This window comes from Streptomyces sp. HmicA12 (genome assembly GCF_000373565.1).
GTDB lineage: Bacteria > Actinomycetota > Actinomycetes > Streptomycetales > Streptomycetaceae > Streptomyces.
This window is the reverse complement of record NZ_KB891831.1, coordinates 127,122-143,607: the sequence shown is the minus strand read 5'-3', so window position 1 is coordinate 143,607 and position 16,486 is coordinate 127,122. Positions and strand designations below refer to the sequence as shown.

Annotated in this window: 16 protein-coding genes; 10 read left to right on the top strand and 6 right to left on the bottom strand. The window is 71.8% G+C overall.

Translation table 11 applies throughout. The features are described 5' to 3' along the window. Positions 1–38 precede the first annotated feature (38 nt). Positions 39–605: a PadR family transcriptional regulator gene (locus B072_RS0130845; protein ID WP_018533821.1), complete on the top strand. Its 567-nt coding sequence runs from the start codon at positions 39–41 to the stop codon at positions 603–605. Further along, positions 602–1,390, top strand: coding sequence for an SGNH/GDSL hydrolase family protein (locus B072_RS0130840; protein WP_018533820.1), 789 nt, complete (start codon positions 602–604; stop codon positions 1,388–1,390). The genes B072_RS0130845 and B072_RS0130840 overlap by 4 nt, the downstream gene beginning before the upstream one ends. On the opposite strand, the gene B072_RS0130835 is transcribed toward B072_RS0130840, so the two are convergent. The 3 genes from B072_RS0130835 to B072_RS0130825 all read right to left on the bottom strand — a co-directional run bounded on the left by B072_RS0130835 (position 1,371) and on the right by B072_RS0130825 (position 4,040). Next, complete coding sequence (locus B072_RS0130835; protein WP_018533819.1) at positions 1,371–2,534, bottom strand: alpha-hydroxy-acid oxidizing protein; 1,164 nt, start codon at positions 2,532–2,534, stop codon at positions 1,371–1,373. The genes B072_RS0130840 and B072_RS0130835 overlap by 20 nt on opposite strands. 70 nt (positions 2,535–2,604) lie before the next feature. Then, complete coding sequence (locus B072_RS0130830; RefSeq protein WP_018533818.1) at positions 2,605–3,498, bottom strand: alpha/beta hydrolase; 894 nt, start codon at positions 3,496–3,498, stop codon at positions 2,605–2,607. Next, positions 3,483–4,040, bottom strand: a complete 558-nt coding sequence (locus B072_RS0130825; RefSeq protein ID WP_018533817.1) for a quercetin 2,3-dioxygenase — start codon at positions 4,038–4,040, stop codon at positions 3,483–3,485. Before B072_RS0130825 ends, B072_RS0130830 begins: the two co-directional genes overlap by 16 nt. Before the next feature lie 115 nt (positions 4,041–4,155). Here B072_RS0130825 and B072_RS0130820 point away from each other — a divergent pair, with 115 nt between their 5' ends. Then, positions 4,156–4,590 carry a MarR family winged helix-turn-helix transcriptional regulator gene (locus B072_RS0130820; RefSeq protein ID WP_018533816.1) on the top strand — a complete coding sequence of 145 codons (435 nt, stop codon included), beginning with the start codon at positions 4,156–4,158 and terminating at the stop codon, positions 4,588–4,590. Positions 4,591–4,626: 36 nt separating this feature from the next. On the opposite strand, the gene B072_RS0130815 is transcribed toward B072_RS0130820, so the two are convergent. After that, a complete protein-coding gene (locus B072_RS0130815) occupies positions 4,627–5,934 on the bottom strand; it encodes a phytase (protein WP_051127322.1) in 1,308 nt (435 codons plus the stop codon). 247 nt (positions 5,935–6,181) lie between these two features. On the opposite strand from B072_RS0130815, the gene B072_RS0130810 reads away from it, so the two are divergent. The 6 genes from B072_RS0130810 (at position 6,182) to B072_RS0130785 (ending at position 11,951) form a co-directional block, all read left to right on the top strand. Then, the gene (locus B072_RS0130810) at positions 6,182–6,835 is read left to right on the top strand and encodes a GntR family transcriptional regulator (RefSeq protein ID WP_018533814.1); all 654 of its coding nucleotides are present in this window, start codon (positions 6,182–6,184) and stop codon (positions 6,833–6,835) included. Between the two features lie 46 nt (positions 6,836–6,881). After that, complete coding sequence (locus B072_RS0130805) at positions 6,882–7,643, top strand: PIG-L deacetylase family protein (RefSeq protein WP_018533813.1); 762 nt, start codon at positions 6,882–6,884, stop codon at positions 7,641–7,643. Continuing rightward, positions 7,643–8,347, top strand: coding sequence for a 4-carboxy-4-hydroxy-2-oxoadipate aldolase/oxaloacetate decarboxylase (locus B072_RS0130800; RefSeq protein ID WP_018533812.1), 705 nt, complete (start codon positions 7,643–7,645; stop codon positions 8,345–8,347). Before B072_RS0130805 ends, B072_RS0130800 begins: the two co-directional genes overlap by 1 nt. Beyond that, entirely contained in the window at positions 8,344–9,441 is a 1,098-nt protein-coding gene (locus B072_RS0130795; protein WP_018533811.1) for a 4-oxalomesaconate tautomerase, read from the top strand. The genes B072_RS0130800 and B072_RS0130795 overlap by 4 nt, the downstream gene beginning before the upstream one ends. Then, the gene (locus B072_RS0130790; RefSeq protein ID WP_018533810.1) at positions 9,438–10,391 is read left to right on the top strand and encodes a catechol 2,3-dioxygenase; all 954 of its coding nucleotides are present in this window, start codon (positions 9,438–9,440) and stop codon (positions 10,389–10,391) included. Before B072_RS0130795 ends, B072_RS0130790 begins: the two co-directional genes overlap by 4 nt. A gap of 240 nt (positions 10,392–10,631) precedes the next feature. Continuing rightward, entirely contained in the window at positions 10,632–11,951 is a 1,320-nt protein-coding gene (locus B072_RS0130785) for an MFS transporter (protein WP_018533809.1), read from the top strand. Positions 11,952–12,010: 59 nt separating this feature from the next. On the opposite strand, the gene B072_RS0130780 is transcribed toward B072_RS0130785, so the two are convergent. Next, positions 12,011–13,621 carry a subtype B tannase gene (locus tag B072_RS0130780; RefSeq protein WP_018533808.1) on the bottom strand — a complete coding sequence of 537 codons (1,611 nt, stop codon included), beginning with the start codon at positions 13,619–13,621 and terminating at the stop codon, positions 12,011–12,013. A gap of 364 nt (positions 13,622–13,985) precedes the next feature. Here B072_RS0130780 and B072_RS0130775 point away from each other — a divergent pair, with 364 nt between their 5' ends. Then, positions 13,986–16,193, top strand: coding sequence for an MMPL family transporter (locus tag B072_RS0130775; protein WP_026246478.1), 2,208 nt, complete (start codon positions 13,986–13,988; stop codon positions 16,191–16,193). A 36-nt stretch (positions 16,194–16,229) separates the two neighbouring features. Here the strand turns inward: B072_RS0130775 and B072_RS0130770 are convergent, their stop codons facing one another. After that, positions 16,230–16,442: a hypothetical protein gene (locus tag B072_RS0130770; RefSeq protein WP_018533806.1), complete on the bottom strand. Its 213-nt coding sequence runs from the start codon at positions 16,440–16,442 to the stop codon at positions 16,230–16,232. Positions 16,443–16,486 lie beyond the last annotated feature (44 nt).

Below are 16,486 nucleotides of genomic sequence, written 5' to 3'. Positions count from 1 at the left end.
TGTGGATGAAAGTAATCGCATCGCTGTACGGTGTCCAGATGTCTCTGAAGTACGCGGTGCTCGCGGCCCTCCTGGAGGGCGAGGCGTCGGGCTACGACCTGGCGAAGATCTTCGACGTGTCCGTCTCGAACTTCTGGGCGGCGACGCCCCAGCAGCTCTATCGCGAGCTGGAGCGGCTCGCCGCGGACGGCCTCATCGAGGCGCGGGTCGTGCCCCAGGAGCGCCGGCCCAACAAGCGGCTGTTCACGCTCACCGAAGACGGGCGCGCCGATCTCGTCGCGTTCACCGTCAAGGAGCCGCGCCCGATCGCGGTGCGGGACGAGCTGATGGTGAAGGTGCAGGCCGTGGACGTCGGCGACACGGCCGCCGTGCGGGCCCACATCGAGGAGCGCATGGCGTGGGCGACCGGCAAGCTCGCCCGGTACGAGCGCGTACGCGCCCACCTGCTGCAGGGCATGACGGAGGAGGCGCACCTGCGGGACGGCGAGCGCGTCGGCCCGTACCTGACGCTGCTGCGCGGCATCTCGCTGGAGGAGGAGAACCTGCGGTGGGGCAGACGCGCCCTGGAGATTCTCGACCTGCGCACCGCGAGGGCGCGGCGATGACGACCTATCTGCGGTACGTGGCTCTCGGCGACAGCCAGACGGAGGGCCTCGGCGACGGTGACGACACGACCGGCCTGCGCGGCTGCGCCGACCGGCTGGCCGAGCGGCTCGCGGAGCTCGACGGCGAGGTGCGGTACGCCAACTTGGCCGTACGCGGCCGGCTCGCCGGGCAGGTGCGCGCCGAGCAACTCGCGCCCGCGCTCGCCCTGCGCCCCGACCTGGCGACGGTCGTGGCCGGGGTCAACGACCTGATGCGGCCCTCCTTCGACGCCGACGAGACGGCCGGCCACCTGGAGGCGATGTACGCGGCGCTGACCGGCGCGGGCACCCGGGTCGCCACGGTGACCTTCCCCGACGTGGGCCGGATGATCCCGCTGGCCCGCCCGCTCGCCGGACGGGTCACCGCGCTCAACGCCCGGATCCGCGTCGCCGCCGAGCGGCACGGTGTCGCCCTCGCCGAGACGGAACACGTGCTCGCCCTCACCGACAGGCGCCTGTGGAGCCCCGACCGGCTGCACGCGAGCCCGCTCGGCCACGCCCGGATCGCGGCCGCTGTCGCGCACGCGCTGGAGCTTCCCGGCAGCGACGACGCCTGGACCCGGCCGCTCCCGCCCGCCCCGGTACCGCATGCCGGGCGCGCCGCCGTCGCCGACCTCCGTTGGGCCGCGGGCCACCTGGGTCCCTGGCTCGGCCGGCGTCTGCGCGGCCGATCCTCCGGTGACGGGCGCCGCGCCCGGCGCCCGCAGCTGCTCCCGGTGCTTCCGGTCAGTGACGCGGCAGCGTGACCAGAGACTCCGGGGTCAGATCGGCGAGGGTCGGATAGCCGTCCACGGCCATGGTCAGGTCCGCTTCGGCGAGCAGTGAGCGCAGTACGTGCACGAGGCCGTCCTCGCCGCCGACCGCGAGCCCGTACGCGTAGGGGCGTCCGACACCGACCGCCGTCGCGCCCAGCGCCAGCGCCTTGACCACGTCGGCGCCGGAGCGGACCCCGGAGTCGAAGAGCACCGGCAGCCCGTCCGCCGCCTCGACGACACCGGGCAGTGCGTCGAGCGCCGCCAGGCCGCCGTTGGCCTGGCGGCCGCCGTGGGTGGAGCAGTAGATGCCGTCCACGCCGCCGTCCCGCGCGCGCCGCACGTCCTCGGGGTGACAGACACCCTTGAGGATCAGCGGCAGGTCGGTGAGCGAACGCAGCCACGGCAGGTCGTCCCAGGTCAGCGGGTTGCCGAAGAGTCCGACCCAGGAGCCCACGACGGCCTGCGGATCGTCGGACGGGGTCAGCTCCCTGAAGCGCGGGTCCGAGGTGTAGTTGGCGAGGCAGTGCCCGCGCAGCTGAGGGAAGTTGGCGGTCGACAGGTCGCGCGGGCGCCACCCGGTCACCCAGGTGTCCAGGGTGACCACGATGCCCTTGAAGCCCGCCGCCTCGGCCCGCTTCACCAGGCTCTCGGCGAGCGCCCGGTCGGTCGGCGTGTACAGCTGGAAGAAACCCGGGGTGTCACCGAACTCGGCGGCCACGTCCTCCATCGGGTCGACCGACAGCGTCGACGCCACCATCGGCACACCGGTGCGCGCCGCCGCTCGCGCCGTCGCCAGGTCCCCGTGCCCGTCCTGCGCGCACAGCCCGATGACCCCGACCGGCGCCATGAACAGCGGCGACGCGAGGCGCAGCCCGAACAGGTCGACGGACAGATCGCGCTGGGCCGCGCCGACCAGCATCCGCGGCATCAGCCCGTACCGTTCGAAGGCCCGCACATTGGCCCGCTGGGTGTGCTCGTCCCCGGCGCCCCCGGCGACGTACGACCAGATGGACGGCGGCAGCGCGGCCCGGGCCCGCTGCTCCAGTTCCCCGAACTCCATGGGCATGGTGGGGACGACACCGCGCAGCCCGTCGAGGTAGATCTCGTACTGATAGTCGCCGAACTGCGGGCTCATGGCGTACCTCTCTACGGTGATGAACGGTGCGCGGCCCAATCTGCCAGCAGACCGGCGTCCGGGAAAGAGATCAACTCACGGCGGTGGCGAACGCCACGGACCGCGCGAAGATGCGTTCCACCTCCTCGTCGTCCAGGCCGTACCAGCCGTGATCGGCTCCGGCCACCGTGTGCAGGTCCACCTCGGCGCCGGCCGCGCGCAGCGCCCGCGCGAGGTCCCGGCCGTGCGAGCACGCCACCATCGTGTCGGCCTCGCCGTGGATCACGAGGAACGGCGGGGCGTCCCCGTGGACCTGCCGCAACGGGCTCGCGGCGGCGGCGAGTTCGGGTGCGTCGAGGGGCGCCGCGCCCAGCAGCAGCGCCTCCGGCGTCGCCCGGTCGGCCGGGTCGAACGGCGGCCGCGGCGTCGTCAGGTCGGCGGGCCCGTACCAGACGACCGCCCCCGCGAGCCGCGGCTCCGAGTGCGTGAGCGCGAGCAGCGCGGCGAGATGCCCGCCCGCCGACTCGCCCCACACCACCGTGCGCAGCGGGTCGATCCCCAGCTCGGCCGACCGCAGGCCGAGCCAGCGCAGCGCCGCCCGCAGGTCCTCCAGCGGGGCAGGGAACGTCGCCTCGCCGCTGAGCCGGTAGTCGACGCAGGCCACCGCGAACCCGGCCGCCGCGAGCCGCTCGAAGGGGCCCGGGTCCCAGGAGCGCGTGGTCACGCCCAGGTCGTCACGGCGCCCGCGCCGCCAGGCGCCGCCGTGCACGAACACAACGACGGGGGAGGGGAGTTGATCCGGTCCCGGGCCCGGCAGCCACAGGTCGAGCTCCAGCGGCCGGGCGCCCTCCACGCTCCCGTACGGCACTCCGCGCAGCATCCGCACCCCGCCAGGGCGCCCGGCCGCGGGCGGCAATGGGGCGATGTCGGGGTGCGGGGCGGCGATCAGTGCCCGTAGTTCGGCCGGCTTCACTGCGAGCGCCACTGGTGCTCGGGCAGGAACCGCACGTCGAACTCCTGCGGTACGGAACCGAACTTGTGCGGCTCGGGCACGAATGGCCGGGCGGGCAGGCCGAGTTGCTCCGTCGGCGTGCCGAGGTTCTCGAAGAACCGCTCGAAGGTGTGGCCGGGGCCTGCCGCGACCCCGACGACCTGGGTGTGGTGGCGCTCCATGCGGTAGGCGTGCGGGCAGTTCTTCGGTACGAAGCCGAAGTCGCCCGGTGTGAGCAGCCGTTCGGACTGCGCGCCCTCGGTGTCCTCGACGAAGAGCCGGACGGCGCCCTGTGTCACGTAGAACACCTCGTGCGTGTCCGCGTGCAGATGCGCCGGGATGATGTCGCCCTTCGGCCCTTCCACGGTGAAGAAGTTGAAGGTGTTCTCGGTCTGCTCACCGCCCGCGTAGATCGTGATCAGGTCCCCGAAGAGATGGGCGCGGTCGCCCTCGCCCTTCTCGATCACGTACGGCTTCGTCGGATCGGCCGGTATCCGGGAGGCGCTGCGGTAGCGCGTCGCGAACTCCATGGTCATGGTTGCCCACTCCTTCGTGTCAGGGTGCCTGACGATATGCGTCAGGTACCCTGACACGTGAGACGGGTGACGGGCAAGGGGTCGGTCGTCGAGGGTTCGCGAGGGCGAGGAAGAAGTGACCGAGACGCGACGCGATCTGGCGCAGCTGCTGGGGGAGGGGCGGCGCTGGTTCGAGGAAGGACTGCTCGCTGCACTGGAGGCGGGCGGTGTGCAGCCCGTGACGCCGACGCAGACGCAGCTGTTCGCGGTGCTCGATGAGGGCGGCACCACCGTCTCGGAGCTGGCGCGCAGGATGGGCGTGACCCGGCAGACCGTGCACCAGGCGGTGCACGCGCTGGTGGCCGCCGGACTTCTTGAGCAGGTGCCCGACCCGGCGTCGGCCCGGCAGCGCCTCATCCGCCGCACCCCCGCGGGGCGGCACGCCCACGACCGGGCGCGCCGCGCGCTCGACCGCCTGGAGGCCCGCCTCGCCGACCGCATCGGCGCGGCGGCGGTCGACGCGCTGCGGGCCGCGCTGGAAGAGCCCTGGGGCGACCCGGGCCACAAGTGAGCCGGTTCGCCCCAGGGCGTCGGTGCGGACGTCGGGTCAGTCGTCGACCGCGTCCGTGACCGCGCCGAGGTCCACGAACTTGAAGTCGGTGGAGGGGCGTTCCGTCTCGTCCGGGGCGTCGTGACCGTCCTGCACGACGAGCAGGCCGTGCGGGTAGCGGCGGCCGAGTGGCGCGTTCAGCGCGGCCGCGCCGTCGCACTCCTCGGAGCCGTCGAGCGTCGCCGAGGCGGGCGTCACGCGGAAGCCGCCCTCGTACGCGTTGCCGTCGGACACCTCGCGGTCGTAGGCGGCGAAGGTGTCGTCGCCCTGGCTGGAGGCGAGCAGCAGTCCGTCGCCGTCCCGCTCGGTGACCAGTGTCAGGCCCTCGACGTCGGCCGTCAGGTGCTTGCCGCCGAAGCCCGGGTCGGCGCCCGCCGCGCACTCCTCGGTGGCCTCGTCGTACGTCGCGGGGACCCCGTACTCCTTCACCTTGTCCACGAGCCGGGGCGTGCCGGTCAGGTCGGCGCGCAGCCGCCAGATGCCGACGTCCTCCTGCCCGGCGTACAGCGTGCCGTTCGCGGGGTCCACCACCATGCCCTCGACCTGGGGGAGCTCGCCCGGTTCCGCGCACGGCGACCACGACGAGCCGTTCGGCAGGCGGAAGGAGGCGGGCAGGTCGAGGGTGCGGACCTTCGTGTAGCCGACGGTGCCGTCCTGGTGCGCGGTCAGCTCCAGCAGCGCGAGGCGGGTGCGCTCGCGTTGACTCACGAGGGCGTAGGAGCGGCCCGACGCCGGATCGGTCCACGTGGCCAGACCGTACGCGGTGCGCTGCTCGTCGATCTCGTCCTGCGAGCCGGAGAAGACCGCGGGCGCCTGCGGGTCGGTGACGTCGGTGAGCGGTCCGCCCTTGTGGCGGGGGTCGATGCGGTAGACGCGCAGCCGGTCGGTGCCGCGGTCCGTGGTGACGGCGAGGTCGTGCAGGCGCGAGCTGTGCACGAGGTCGACGTTGTTGAACCGGCCGGGGGCGTGGTCGGCGCCGGGTGCGGCGGGCGCGGGCAGCGACTGCACCTCCTTGGCGTCGAGGTCGTAGACGCGCAGCCCGCCCTGCTTGGCGGTGGCGATCACGAGGCTGCGCGCGGGGTCGGCCGCGTCGCGCCAGATCGCCGGGTCGTCGGCGTCGGCGTCGCCGCCCGCGGTGTCGTCGTGCAGGGCGGTGGTCTCCGCGCGCGGCGCGACGGCGGGCAGGGAGCCGAAGGCCTGGGCGGGCGCGGCGGCCGTGACCGCGAACGCGGCGGCGGCCGTGGCGAGGGCGAGGAGGGTGGCGCGAGGGGTGGCCACTGAGGGTTTCCCGTCTGTCGGGGACATGGCGGACACATCTTGTGATCTTGCCGTGTGGCGAAGGCGGTGGACAGACGAATCACGGCCGACCGGTCGGTGAACTCCCGGTGAGGCACGGGTTTTTGGGGGTCTCGGGCGGGGTGCCGTGCCGCCCGGAGTGTCCGTGCCGGGATGTCGCGGGCGGGAAAACTGCAGATGAGGTGTGCAAACAAAATCGTTGACAATTCTGTTCGCCTAGATTTAGCGTCGACAGGCACTCACTCAGGGAGGGCAGATGCCGAAGGAAGCCCGTCCAGGCTCCGGAGAGCAGGCCAAGCAGTACGCGCTGGAGCGGCTCCGGCAGGCGATTCTGCGCGGCGAGATGGCACCGGCCCAGCGGCTGGTGGAGAACGAACTCGCCGAGCAGTACGACGTCACCCGCGCCAGCATCCGTGCCGCGCTGCTCGACCTCGCCTCCGAAGGGCTGGTCGAGCGGATCCGCAACCGCGGGTCACGAGTGCGCGTGGTCACGATCGCGGAGGCCGTGGAGATCACGGAGTGCCGGATGGCGCTCGAAGGGCTGTGCGCGGCCAAGGCGGCCGAGGTCGCCACCGACGAGCAGCTCGACGAGCTGACCGACCTGGGCAAGGCCATGTCCAAGGCGGTCGCCGACGGCGATCCGATCACGTACTCCGAGCTCAACCACGATCTGCACGCCCGCATCCGGGATATCTCCGGCCAGCAGACGGCCGTCGGTCTCCTGGAGCGGCTCAACGCCCAACTGGTGCGCCATCGCTTCCAGTTGGCGCTGCGCCCGGGGCGTCCGCAGCAGTCCCTGAGTGAGCACCTGGCAGTGATCGAGGCGATCCGCGCCAGGGACCCGCAAGCGGCCGAGACGGCCGTTCGCGCCCACCTCAGCAGCGTGATCGCCGCCCTGCGCGACGACTGACAGCGCTCCTGGGGCGGGTGCACACCTGTCACCGAGGAGATGCAGCATGACCAACGGCAACGGCAACGGCGCGCCCGCCACCGCCCCACGTTCGACACTGGTGATCACCGCGCACGCCGGGGACTTCGTGTGGCGGGCCGGCGGTGCCGTCGCGCTGGCCGCCGCCCGGGATGAGAAGGTCACCATCGCGTGCCTGACCTTCGGCGAGCGCGGCGAGTCCGCCAAGGCCTGGCGGGAAGGGAAGAAGCTCGACGAGATCAAGGCGATCCGCCGCGACGAGGCGGAGCGCGCCGCCGCCGCGCTCGGCGCCGAGGTCCGCTTCTTCGACGCCGGCGACTACCCGCTGGTGGCCACCGCCGAGCTGACCGACGAGCTGGTCACCGTCTACCGCGAGACCCAGCCCGACGTCGTCCTCACGCACCCGGTCGAGGACCCGTACAACGGCGACCACCCGGCGGCCAACCGCATGGCCCTGGAGGCCCGCGTCCTCGCGCAGGCCATCGGCTACCCCGGCGAGGGCGAGATCATCGGTGCCCCGCCCGTCTTCTACTTCGAGCCGCACCAGCCCGAGATGAGCGGCTTCAAGCCCGAGGTGCTGCTCGACATCACCGAGGTCTGGGACACCAAGCGGGCGGCCATGGAGTGCCTGGGCGCCCAGCGGCACCTGTGGGACTACTACACCGATCTCGCCGTACGCCGCGGAGTGCAGCTCAAGCGGAACGCGGGCCCGAACCTGGGCCTGGCCCACACGACCATGGCCGAGGCCTACATGCGCCCCTACCCGCAGATCGCGAAGGAGCTCGCCTGATGCCCGGCGTCATCGTCACAGGACCGCCGAAGGCGGAGCCCAAGGACGTCGAGGCCCTCTCCGGGTACGGCGTCGCCACGATCCACGAGGCCATGGGCCGCACCGGTCTGCTCGGCCACCACCTGCGCCCCAACCAGCGGGACACCCGGGTCGCGGGCACCGCTGTCACCGTCCTGTCCTGGCCGGGCGACAACCTCATGATCCACGCGGCCGTCGAGCAGTGCGGCGAGGGCGACATCCTCGTCGTCACCACCACCTCGCCGTCCACGGACGGCATGTTCGGCGAGCTCTTCGCCACCGCGCTCCAGCGGCGCGGCGTGCGCGGCGTCGTCACGGGCGCCGGGATCCGCGACACCGCCGAACTGCGGGACATGGGCTTCCCCGCCTGGTCGGCGGCCGTCTCCGCGCAGGGCACCGTCAAGGCGACCGGCGGCAGCGTCAACGTCCCCGTCGTCATCGGCGGCCAGGCCGTCAGGCCCGGTGACGTGATCGTCGCCGACGACGACGGCGTCGTGGTCGTGCCGCGCGAGCGGGCCCGCGAGGCCGCCGAGAAGTCACAGGCCCGCGAGGAGAAGGAAGCCGCGACCCAGGCCGCCTTCATCGACGGCCAACTCGGCCTCGACCGCTACGGGTTGCGCAAGACCCTGGAGGACCTCGGCGTCGAGTACCGGACGTACGAGGAGCACACCGGAGCCGGATCGTGACCGGGCCCGCGGAGGTCCGCTGCCTGCTGATGCGCGGCGGCACCTCCAAGGGCGCGTACTTCCTGGCCGAGGATCTGCCCGCCGAACCGGCGGCCCGCGACGACCTGTTGCTGCGCGTCATGGGGAGCCCCGACCCGCGCCAGATCGACGGGCTCGGCGGTGCGCACCCCCTGACGAGCAAGGTCGCGATGGTGTCCCCGTCGGCGGACCCCGACGCCGACGTCGACTATCTCTTCCTCCAGGTCGGCGTGGACCGGCCGGAGGTGTCGGACCGTCAGAACTGCGGGAACCTGCTCGCGGGGGTCGGCCCGTTCGCCGTCGAGCGCGGCCTGGTGACGGCAGCGGATCCGCGGACCTCCGTGCGCATCCGCATGGTGAACTCCGGCGACTTCGCCACGGCTACGTTCCCGACCCCGGGCGGTCACGTGGACTACGCGGGCGACGCGGAGATCTCCGGAGTGCCGGGGACCGCGGCCGCCGTGGTCATCGAGTTCCCGCCGGGGAAGGGGGAGTTGCTGCCCACCGGCAAAGTGCGCGACACGGTCGCGGGCGTCGACGTCACCTGCGTCGACAACGGCATGCCGACGGTCCTGATCCCCGCCGTCGCGCTCGAGGTCACCGGCCACGAGGACCCGGAGGAGCTGGAGGCGAACACGGAACTCGCCGCCCGGCTCCGCGAAATCCGCCTGGCGGCAGGTGAGTTGATGGGACTCGGTGACGTGTCCGCCACCACGGTCCCCAAACTGACCCTGCTCGCCCCGCCCCGGCACGGCGGCGCCGTCACCACCCGCACCTTCATCCCGGTCCGCTGCCACACCTCGATCGGCGTGCTCGGCGCGGCGAGCGTGGCGGCGGGGATCCGCATCGAGGGCGGCGTGGGGACCGCCATCGCCGAACCGCCCGCCGAGGGGGACCGGCTCCGCATCGAGCACCCCACCGGCTTCACCGACATCGAGAGCGGCATCGGCCTCGGCCCCGACGGCCTGCCCCGCGCCCGCCGCACCGCCGTGGTCCGCACGGCGCGCAAGATCTTCGACGGCACGGTGTTCCCGCGCCCGTCCGTCCCCGCACACCCCTCAGGAGGCCAGCAGTGACCCCGCCCCTCGGCGACATCGCCCACATCGGCCACGCCCAGCTCTTCACCCCGGACCTGGACGCCTCGGTCGCCTTCTTCACCGACTTCCTGGGCCTGACCGTCAACGGCCGCGACGGCGACACGGTCCACCTGCGCACGTTCGACGACTACGAGCACCACAGCCTCGTCCTCACCGCCCGCGAGCAGCCGGGACTCGGCCGGCTCGCCCTGCGCACCTCCAGCGAGGAGGCGCTCCGGCGCCGCGTGAAGGCCGTCGAGGACGCGGGCGGCACGGGGAAGTGGGTCGAGGACGAACCCGGCCTCGGCAAGCTGTACGTCACCACCGACCCGGACGGCCACGAACACGCCCTGTACTGGGAGAGCGAGTACTACCGAGCCCCCGACCGCCTCAAGCCGTCCCTCAAGAACCAGCCGCAGGCCAAGCCCAACCGCGGCGTCGGCGTCCGCCGCCTCGACCACATCAACTTCCTCGCGGCCGACGTCCTCGCCAACGCCGAGTTCCAGCAACAGGTCCTGGGCGCCCGCCCCACGGAACAGATCCGCCTCGACACCGGGAAGATCGCCGCCCGCTGGCTGACCTTCACCGACAAGTCGTACGACGTCGTCTACACGTCCGACTGGACCGGCAGCGAGGGTCGCCTGCACCACATCGCCTTCGCGACCGACACCCGCGAGGACATCCTGCGCGCCGCCGACCTCGCCATCGACTCCGGCGTGTTCATCGAGACGGGCCCGCACAAGCACGCCATCCAGCAGACGTTCTTCCTCTACGTCTACGAACCCGGCGGCAACCGCATCGAGTTGTGCAACCCGCTCACCCGGCTCGTGCTCGCCCCGGACTGGCCACTGATCACGTGGACCGAGGAGGAGCGCAGGAAGGGCCAGGCGTGGGGGCTGCGGACGATCGAGTCGTTCCACACCCACGGCACGCCTCCAGTCCAGCCCTGACCTGCGTTTTCCGGCCCCGGGGAGAGCCGCGCGGCGGGCGTGCGACGCGCGTGCGGCACCGGGGCCGAAATCTTTTCTGAGATTGTTAACAAAAGTGTTGACGTAGTGGTGGCGACTTCTTAGCGTCTACGACACTCCCCACGACGCCGGCCGCGTGAGTCGCACCCCGCACCGGCCCCACCGCACCTGCCGCCCGGGACCAGGAATCCCTGCCTGGCTCCCGCACGAGAGGAAACAACGATGTCCTCCTCCGCCACCTCCTCGCTCGCGCAGGCGAGCGGGACGACGGCCCGCAGAAGCCGCAACGCCGTCATCGCCCTGTGCTGGGCGCTCGTCCTGCTCGACGGCATCGACACGTTCATCTACGGCTCGGTCCTGCCGCACATGCTCGGCGGCAAGAGCCTCGGGCTCACCGACTCCGCGGCGGGCACGATCGGCAGCTACTCGACCTTCGGCATGCTGATCGGCACGATCCTGTCGGGCATGGCGTCGAACTGGATCGGCCGCCGCAACACGGTCCTGGTCAGCGTCGTGATCTTCACCATCGCCACGCTGGGCACCGGCTGGTCCCAGACCTCCGGCCAGTTCGGCTTCTTCCGCCTCGTGTGCGGCTTCGGGCTCGGCGCGCTGCTGCCGATCGCGATCTCGTACGGCATGGAGTTCACCTCGCGCGGCCGCCGGGCGCTCGCCACCGGCGTCATCATGACGGCCCACCAGACGGGCGGCGCCCTCGCCCCGCTCATCGCGCTGTGGCTGGTCGACGACTTCGGCTGGCGCTCGGCCTTCATCGCCTCCGCGATACCGGCCCTGATCCTGCTGCCCCTCGCCCTGAAGCTGCTGCCCGAGTCGCCGACGAACCTGCTCACCCGGGGCCGCCGCTCCGACGCCGAGAAGCTCGCCGCCGACTTCGGCACCGAACTGCCCGAGGTCAAGGAGCGCGGCACGGACAAACTGGCCGCCCTGAAGAACCTCTTCCGGGCCGGCCAGTGGTCCACCACCCTGTGCTTCTGGCTGACGTCCTTCGCGGGCCTGCTGCTCGTCTACGGGGTCGGCCAGTGGCTGCCGAAGATCATGGTCGAACTCGGCTACGACACCGGCGACTCGCTCCTCTTCTCCACGTTCCTGAACGTCGGCGGCATCTGCGGCATGCTCATCGCCGGCCGCACCGCCGACCGGATCGGCCCGCGCAAGGTCGTCATCGCCTGGTTCACGCTCACCGCGGTCTTCGTCTACCTCATGGGCGTCGAGATGTCGGTCGGCGTCCTGTACGTGGTCGTCTTCTTCGCCGGGCTGCTCCTCTTCTCCGGCCAGACCATGGTCTACGCGACGGTCGGCACCCACCACAACGACGAGGACCGCCCCACCGCCCTCGGCTGGGTCTCCGGCATCGGCCGCTTCGGCGCGGTCTTCGGCCCGTGGGTCGGCGGCGAACTCCTCGCGGCGGGCAACGCGGACCTGGGCTTCACGATGTACGCCTGCGCCGCGGTGTTCGGCGCGGTGATGATGGCGCTGGCCGCGCTCACCATCAAGGCGCGTGCGACGGCGGCCGCGAAGGCCTGATCCCACCCATCGGAAAGGGCCGCTCCCGCATGGCGCGGGAGCGGCCCTTTCCGATGGGGCTAGCCCTTCTTCTTGTGACCCGTCACCTCGGCGATCCAGGCGATGAAGTCCGCCGGGTCCGTGTTGGCGCCGTGGCCCTGGTCCCAGTAGTAGAGGTGGTTCACGTCGTCGCCGAGGCCTGACGCGCTCGCCGCGAGGTTCGCGGAGACGACGTGCGAGGTGTCGGTGTCGTTCGTGCCGAGCCGGATCCACCAGTGCCTGGAGCGGCCCGGGTTCTTCTTCCCGAGGTGGTACATCGGGTTCATCAGGTCCAGCTTGCCGGGGATGTCGCTCGCCACCCGCTTGCTGTCCAGGCCCGTCGTGTCGTTCTTCGCGCCGTACGCGGTGAAGTGCCGGGACTCGGTCGTGCCCGCGCCGAACTCGTTGTTCTCACCGGACGACAGGTCGAAGGGGTCGAAGGCGGGGGCGTCCTTCTTCCGCGCGCCCACGTGCGTGAGGTAGTCCTCCCACGTGAACGTCGCCCTGTCGTTCTTCCAGGTGATGAAGGCGTTGTCGGCGAGGTACGCCTCGCGGTCCGCGTCCGACAGCCCCTTCAGGTACGTCGTCGCCGACGGCCGCAGGTACTGCTTCAGCAGGTAGTCGTCGTAGTTGCGGGCGTTCAGCGCGCCGAAGCCGCCGAGGCCGCGCAGCTTCAACCGGGCCTGGTACTCGACGAATTGCGACGTGAGGTCCTTCGACACGGACTGGTCGACCCGGGCCCCGCTGTTCAGCTTGTTGCCGCCCCAGTTCCACTCGTACGCGCCGTCGGCGTGCTCGAGGTCGGTGATCGGGCACCAGGCGCCGGTCGCGAAGATCGCGTCCGAGGCGTCGGCCGCACCCAGATCCTTCAGGTACGAGGCGTAGAGCTTGCTGTCGCCGGAGGCGCCGAGCAGGGCGGAGACGGCGCCGCCCGCGCTGGTCCCGGCGGAGACGATGCGGTCCGTGTTCCCCGGTATGCGGCCCTTGTTGGCGCGCACGTAACGCACGGCGGCCTTCAGATCGACGATCACGGCGGGCGCCGTGCCGTAGTACGTGCCGTCGGAGTCGGTGAGCGTACGCCCGCGGGCGCCGGGCTCGACGACCACGTAACCGGCCGCGACGGCCAGCAATTGGTTGCTGCTGAGCGCGCCCCCGGTGGCGTTGGTGTTGTCATCGGCGCCCGGCGCCGAAGCGCTGGGGGAAACGCCGCCGCCCGGCATGCCGCCGCCCCCGCCGGGCATGCCGCCACCCCCGATCCCGTCCGCGTCCGCCACCGACGACGGCATGTAGCCGCCGACGGAGTTGGCGAACAGGATCGGCGCGTCCGAGGCGTCGACCGGCGTGCCGTCGATCTCCACCGGCACGCTGACGTTGAGGCTCTGGTACGTCTCGTCGACCGGGTTCGCGACGTACGTGATCGCCTTCCAGAAGTGGTACTTCACCTCCTTGTCGCCGTCGCCCGTGGTGACGGTCGTGGTCAGCTCCGTGTACGCGTCCTTGTCGAACGCGAGCGAGCCCAGCTCCTTCGCCGTGCGCGACGTACTCTCCGGCGCCGCCTGCGCGGTGAGGGCGACGCCACCGACCGCCGCGGCACCCGCCGTCGCACCGATCCCGATCACGAAGTTCCTGCGCTTGATGGCCCTGTGCTTCACGTCATGTCTCCTGTGATCCAAGGGGCGCGAGGGGCGGCCCCGCACCCACCGCACCAAGCGTCAACCAGATTGTCAACAATCCTGGGCGCATTCTCAGGGCATGCTCAGGTACCGGGCCCGAGCAGGTTGTCGGGCTCCACCGTGGGGTTTACACGTATAGGGCACGACTCCTCCCCGGGTATGACATTGGCCGTTCGCGCCTACCGCAGCCGTGGGCGCGGACTGTGGCTCAGAGGCTGACCTGCGGGCCCGCGCGGGCGGAGACGATAGAGGAACGATCCTGCCGACCGTCCTGACGTGCAACGACGCACCATCCCCAGGCGGTCGCTCCTGCCCCATGACCCCGACGGGAGTCCCGTTCGCCGTGGCTACGTTCCTGTACAAACTCGGCCGGCTGTCCTTCAGGCGCCGCCGCTATGTGGCGCTGCTGTGGGTGCTGCTGCTCGGCGGGATCGGCTTCGCGTCGTCGGCCGCGCCCGCCCCGCCGGCCGACTCTTTCTCCATGCCGGGGACCGAGTCGCAGAAGGCGTTCGACCTCCTCGACCAGAAGTTCCCCGCCGCGAGCGCCGAGGGCGCGACCGCGCGCGTCGTCATACGCGCGCCGGAGGGCGAGAAGCTCACCGACCCGGCCCCCAAGGCCGATGTGCGGAAGCTGGTGACCGCGCTCGGCGACGGCCCGCAGGTCGCCTCGGTCGCCGACCCGTACAAGGCGAACGCGGTCAGCAAGGACGGCTCCACCGCCTACGCCTCCGTGACGTACAAGGTCGCGGGCACCGAGCTGACCGACAAGGCGCACGAGGCCCTCACGAAGGCCATCGACGACGCACGCGACGAGGGCTTCACCGTCGAGGCCGGCGGTGACGCGGTCGAGGCCGACCAGGAGATGGGCGGCACCGCCGAGATGGTCGGCATCGCGATCTCCGCGATCGTGCTGATCATCACCTTCGGCTCCATGGTCGCCGCGGGCATGCCGCTGTTGACCGCGATCATCGGCGTCGGCATCGGCGTCTCCGGCATCGCCGCGCTCGGCAGCGTCCTGAACCTGTCCAGCACCACGTCCACCCTTGCCTCGATGATCGGCCTCGCCGTCGGCATCGACTACGCGCTCTTCATCGTCTCCCGCTACCGCGCCGAGCTGGCCGAGGGCCACGAGGGCGAGGACGCGGCGGGCCGCGCGGTCGGCACCGCGGGATCCGCGGTCGTCTTCGCGGGCCTGACCGTCGTCGTCGCCCTCACCGGACTCTCCGTCGTCGGCATCCCGATGCTCAGCAAGATGGGCCTGGCCGCCGCGGCGACCGTCGCCATCGCGGTGCTCATCGCGCTCACCATGATCCCGGCGCTGCTCGGCTTCGCGGGCAAGAAGGTGCTGCGCCGCAAGGACCGCAAGCGGACCGGCCCGGCGCCCGACACGGACAAGCCCAACCTCGGCACCCGCTGGTCCCGCTTCGTGCTGCGCCGCCCGCTCGGGGTCCTGCTCGTCGGCGTCATCGGCCTCGGCGCGATCGCCGTGCCGGCGGCCAGCCTCGAACTCGGCCTGCCCGACGAGGGCTCGTCCGCGCCGGACAGCACCCAGCGCAAGGCCTACGACATGCTGTCCGAGTCGTTCGGCGCGGGCTTCAACGGCACGCTGATGGTGACCGTCGACGCGAAGGGCGCGGCCGGTGCCGCGAAGGAGGTCGGCGCCAGCCTGGCCAAGGTCGACGGCGTCGTCGCCGTCACCCCGGCCCAGGTCAACCAGGCCGGTGACACCGCGATCATGACGGTCGTGCCGTCCACCGGACCCAGCGACCACCGGACCGAGGACCTGGTCAAGACGATCCGTTCGGACGCCAAGTCCTGGGCGGCGGACACCGATTCCGAGATCCTGGTCACCGGCGCCACGGCCATGACCATCGACTTCTCGCAGACCCTGAACGACGCGCTGGTCCCGTACCTGCTCCTGGTGGTCGGCCTCGCCTTCCTCCTGCTGATGCTGGTCTTCCGCTCCGTCCTCGTCCCGCTCAAGGCCGCGCTCGGCTTCCTGCTCTCGGTGGCGGCGGCGCTCGGCGCCGTGGTCGCGGTCTTCCAGTGGGGCTGGCTCGCGGACATCTTCGGCGTCGACCAGCCGGGTCCGATCATGTCGATGATGCCGATCTTCATGATCGGTGTGGTCTTCGGACTCGCCATGGACTACGAGGTGTTCCTCGTGACGCGGATGCGTGAGGCCTACGTCCACGGGGCGCGGCCCGGCGAGGCCATCGTCACCGGGTTCCGGCACGGCGGCCGGGTCGTCGGCGCCGCCGCGGTCATCATGATGAGCGTCTTCTCCGGCTTCATCATGGAGGACAACGACATGATCGCGATGATGGGCTTCGGCCTCGCCGTCGCCGTCCTCTTCGACGCTTTCGTGGTCCGCATGGCGATCGTGCCCGCGGTGCTCGCACTGCTCGGCAAGCGCGCCTGGTGGCTGCCGAAGTGGCTCGACAAGGCACTGCCGAACGTCGACGTGGAGGGCGAGAAGCTGCAGAAGGCGCTGACCGCCTCGGCTCCGCCCGCGGAGGACGACCGCGAGCTGGAGACGGTACGCGGCTGAGGCCTGACGCAGGCGTCGTGCGCGGGCCCGCTCCGGTCACCGGGGCGGGCCCGCCGCGCGTTCGGCGGCGGCATGCCACCAGGCGGGCGGCGAAGGGCCGTCGACCGCGGCCGTCGGTTGCGTGGGGTGCAGCCCGAGCCGGCGCAGGGCGGCGCCGTCGACCTGGACATCGAACCAGCCGTGCCAGTGTCCGTCGGGCCCGATGCCACAGGCGTGGTCCCAGCGGACCTCGTTCTGGCCGAACGGCATCCAGTCGATGCCGTGCTCCCGCAGTCAGGCGCGCACGGCGGCCA

What these genes read in the sequence shown, in the direction of transcription:
- B072_RS0130815 (WP_051127322.1), bottom strand. Translation starts at nt 5,934, where the DNA reads ATGTCCCCGACAGACGGGAAACCCTCAGTGGCCACCCCTCGCGCCACC.
- B072_RS0130845 (WP_018533821.1), top strand. Translation starts at nt 39, where the DNA reads ATGTCTCTGAAGTACGCGGTGCTCGCGGCCCTCCTGGAGGGCGAGGCG.
- B072_RS0130770 (WP_018533806.1), bottom strand. Translation starts at nt 16,442, where the DNA reads ATGCCGTTCGGCCAGAACGAGGTCCGCTGGGACCACGCCTGTGGCATC.
- B072_RS0130840 (WP_018533820.1), top strand. Translation starts at nt 602, where the DNA reads ATGACGACCTATCTGCGGTACGTGGCTCTCGGCGACAGCCAGACGGAG.
- B072_RS0130810 (WP_018533814.1), top strand. Translation starts at nt 6,182, where the DNA reads ATGCCGAAGGAAGCCCGTCCAGGCTCCGGAGAGCAGGCCAAGCAGTAC.
- B072_RS0130835 (WP_018533819.1), bottom strand. Translation starts at nt 2,534, where the DNA reads ATGAGCCCGCAGTTCGGCGACTATCAGTACGAGATCTACCTCGACGGG.
- B072_RS0130800 (WP_018533812.1), top strand. Translation starts at nt 7,643, where the DNA reads ATGCCCGGCGTCATCGTCACAGGACCGCCGAAGGCGGAGCCCAAGGAC.
- B072_RS0130805 (WP_018533813.1), top strand. Translation starts at nt 6,882, where the DNA reads ATGACCAACGGCAACGGCAACGGCGCGCCCGCCACCGCCCCACGTTCG.
- B072_RS0130825 (WP_018533817.1), bottom strand. Translation starts at nt 4,040, where the DNA reads ATGACCATGGAGTTCGCGACGCGCTACCGCAGCGCCTCCCGGATACCG.
- B072_RS0130785 (WP_018533809.1), top strand. Translation starts at nt 10,632, where the DNA reads ATGTCCTCCTCCGCCACCTCCTCGCTCGCGCAGGCGAGCGGGACGACG.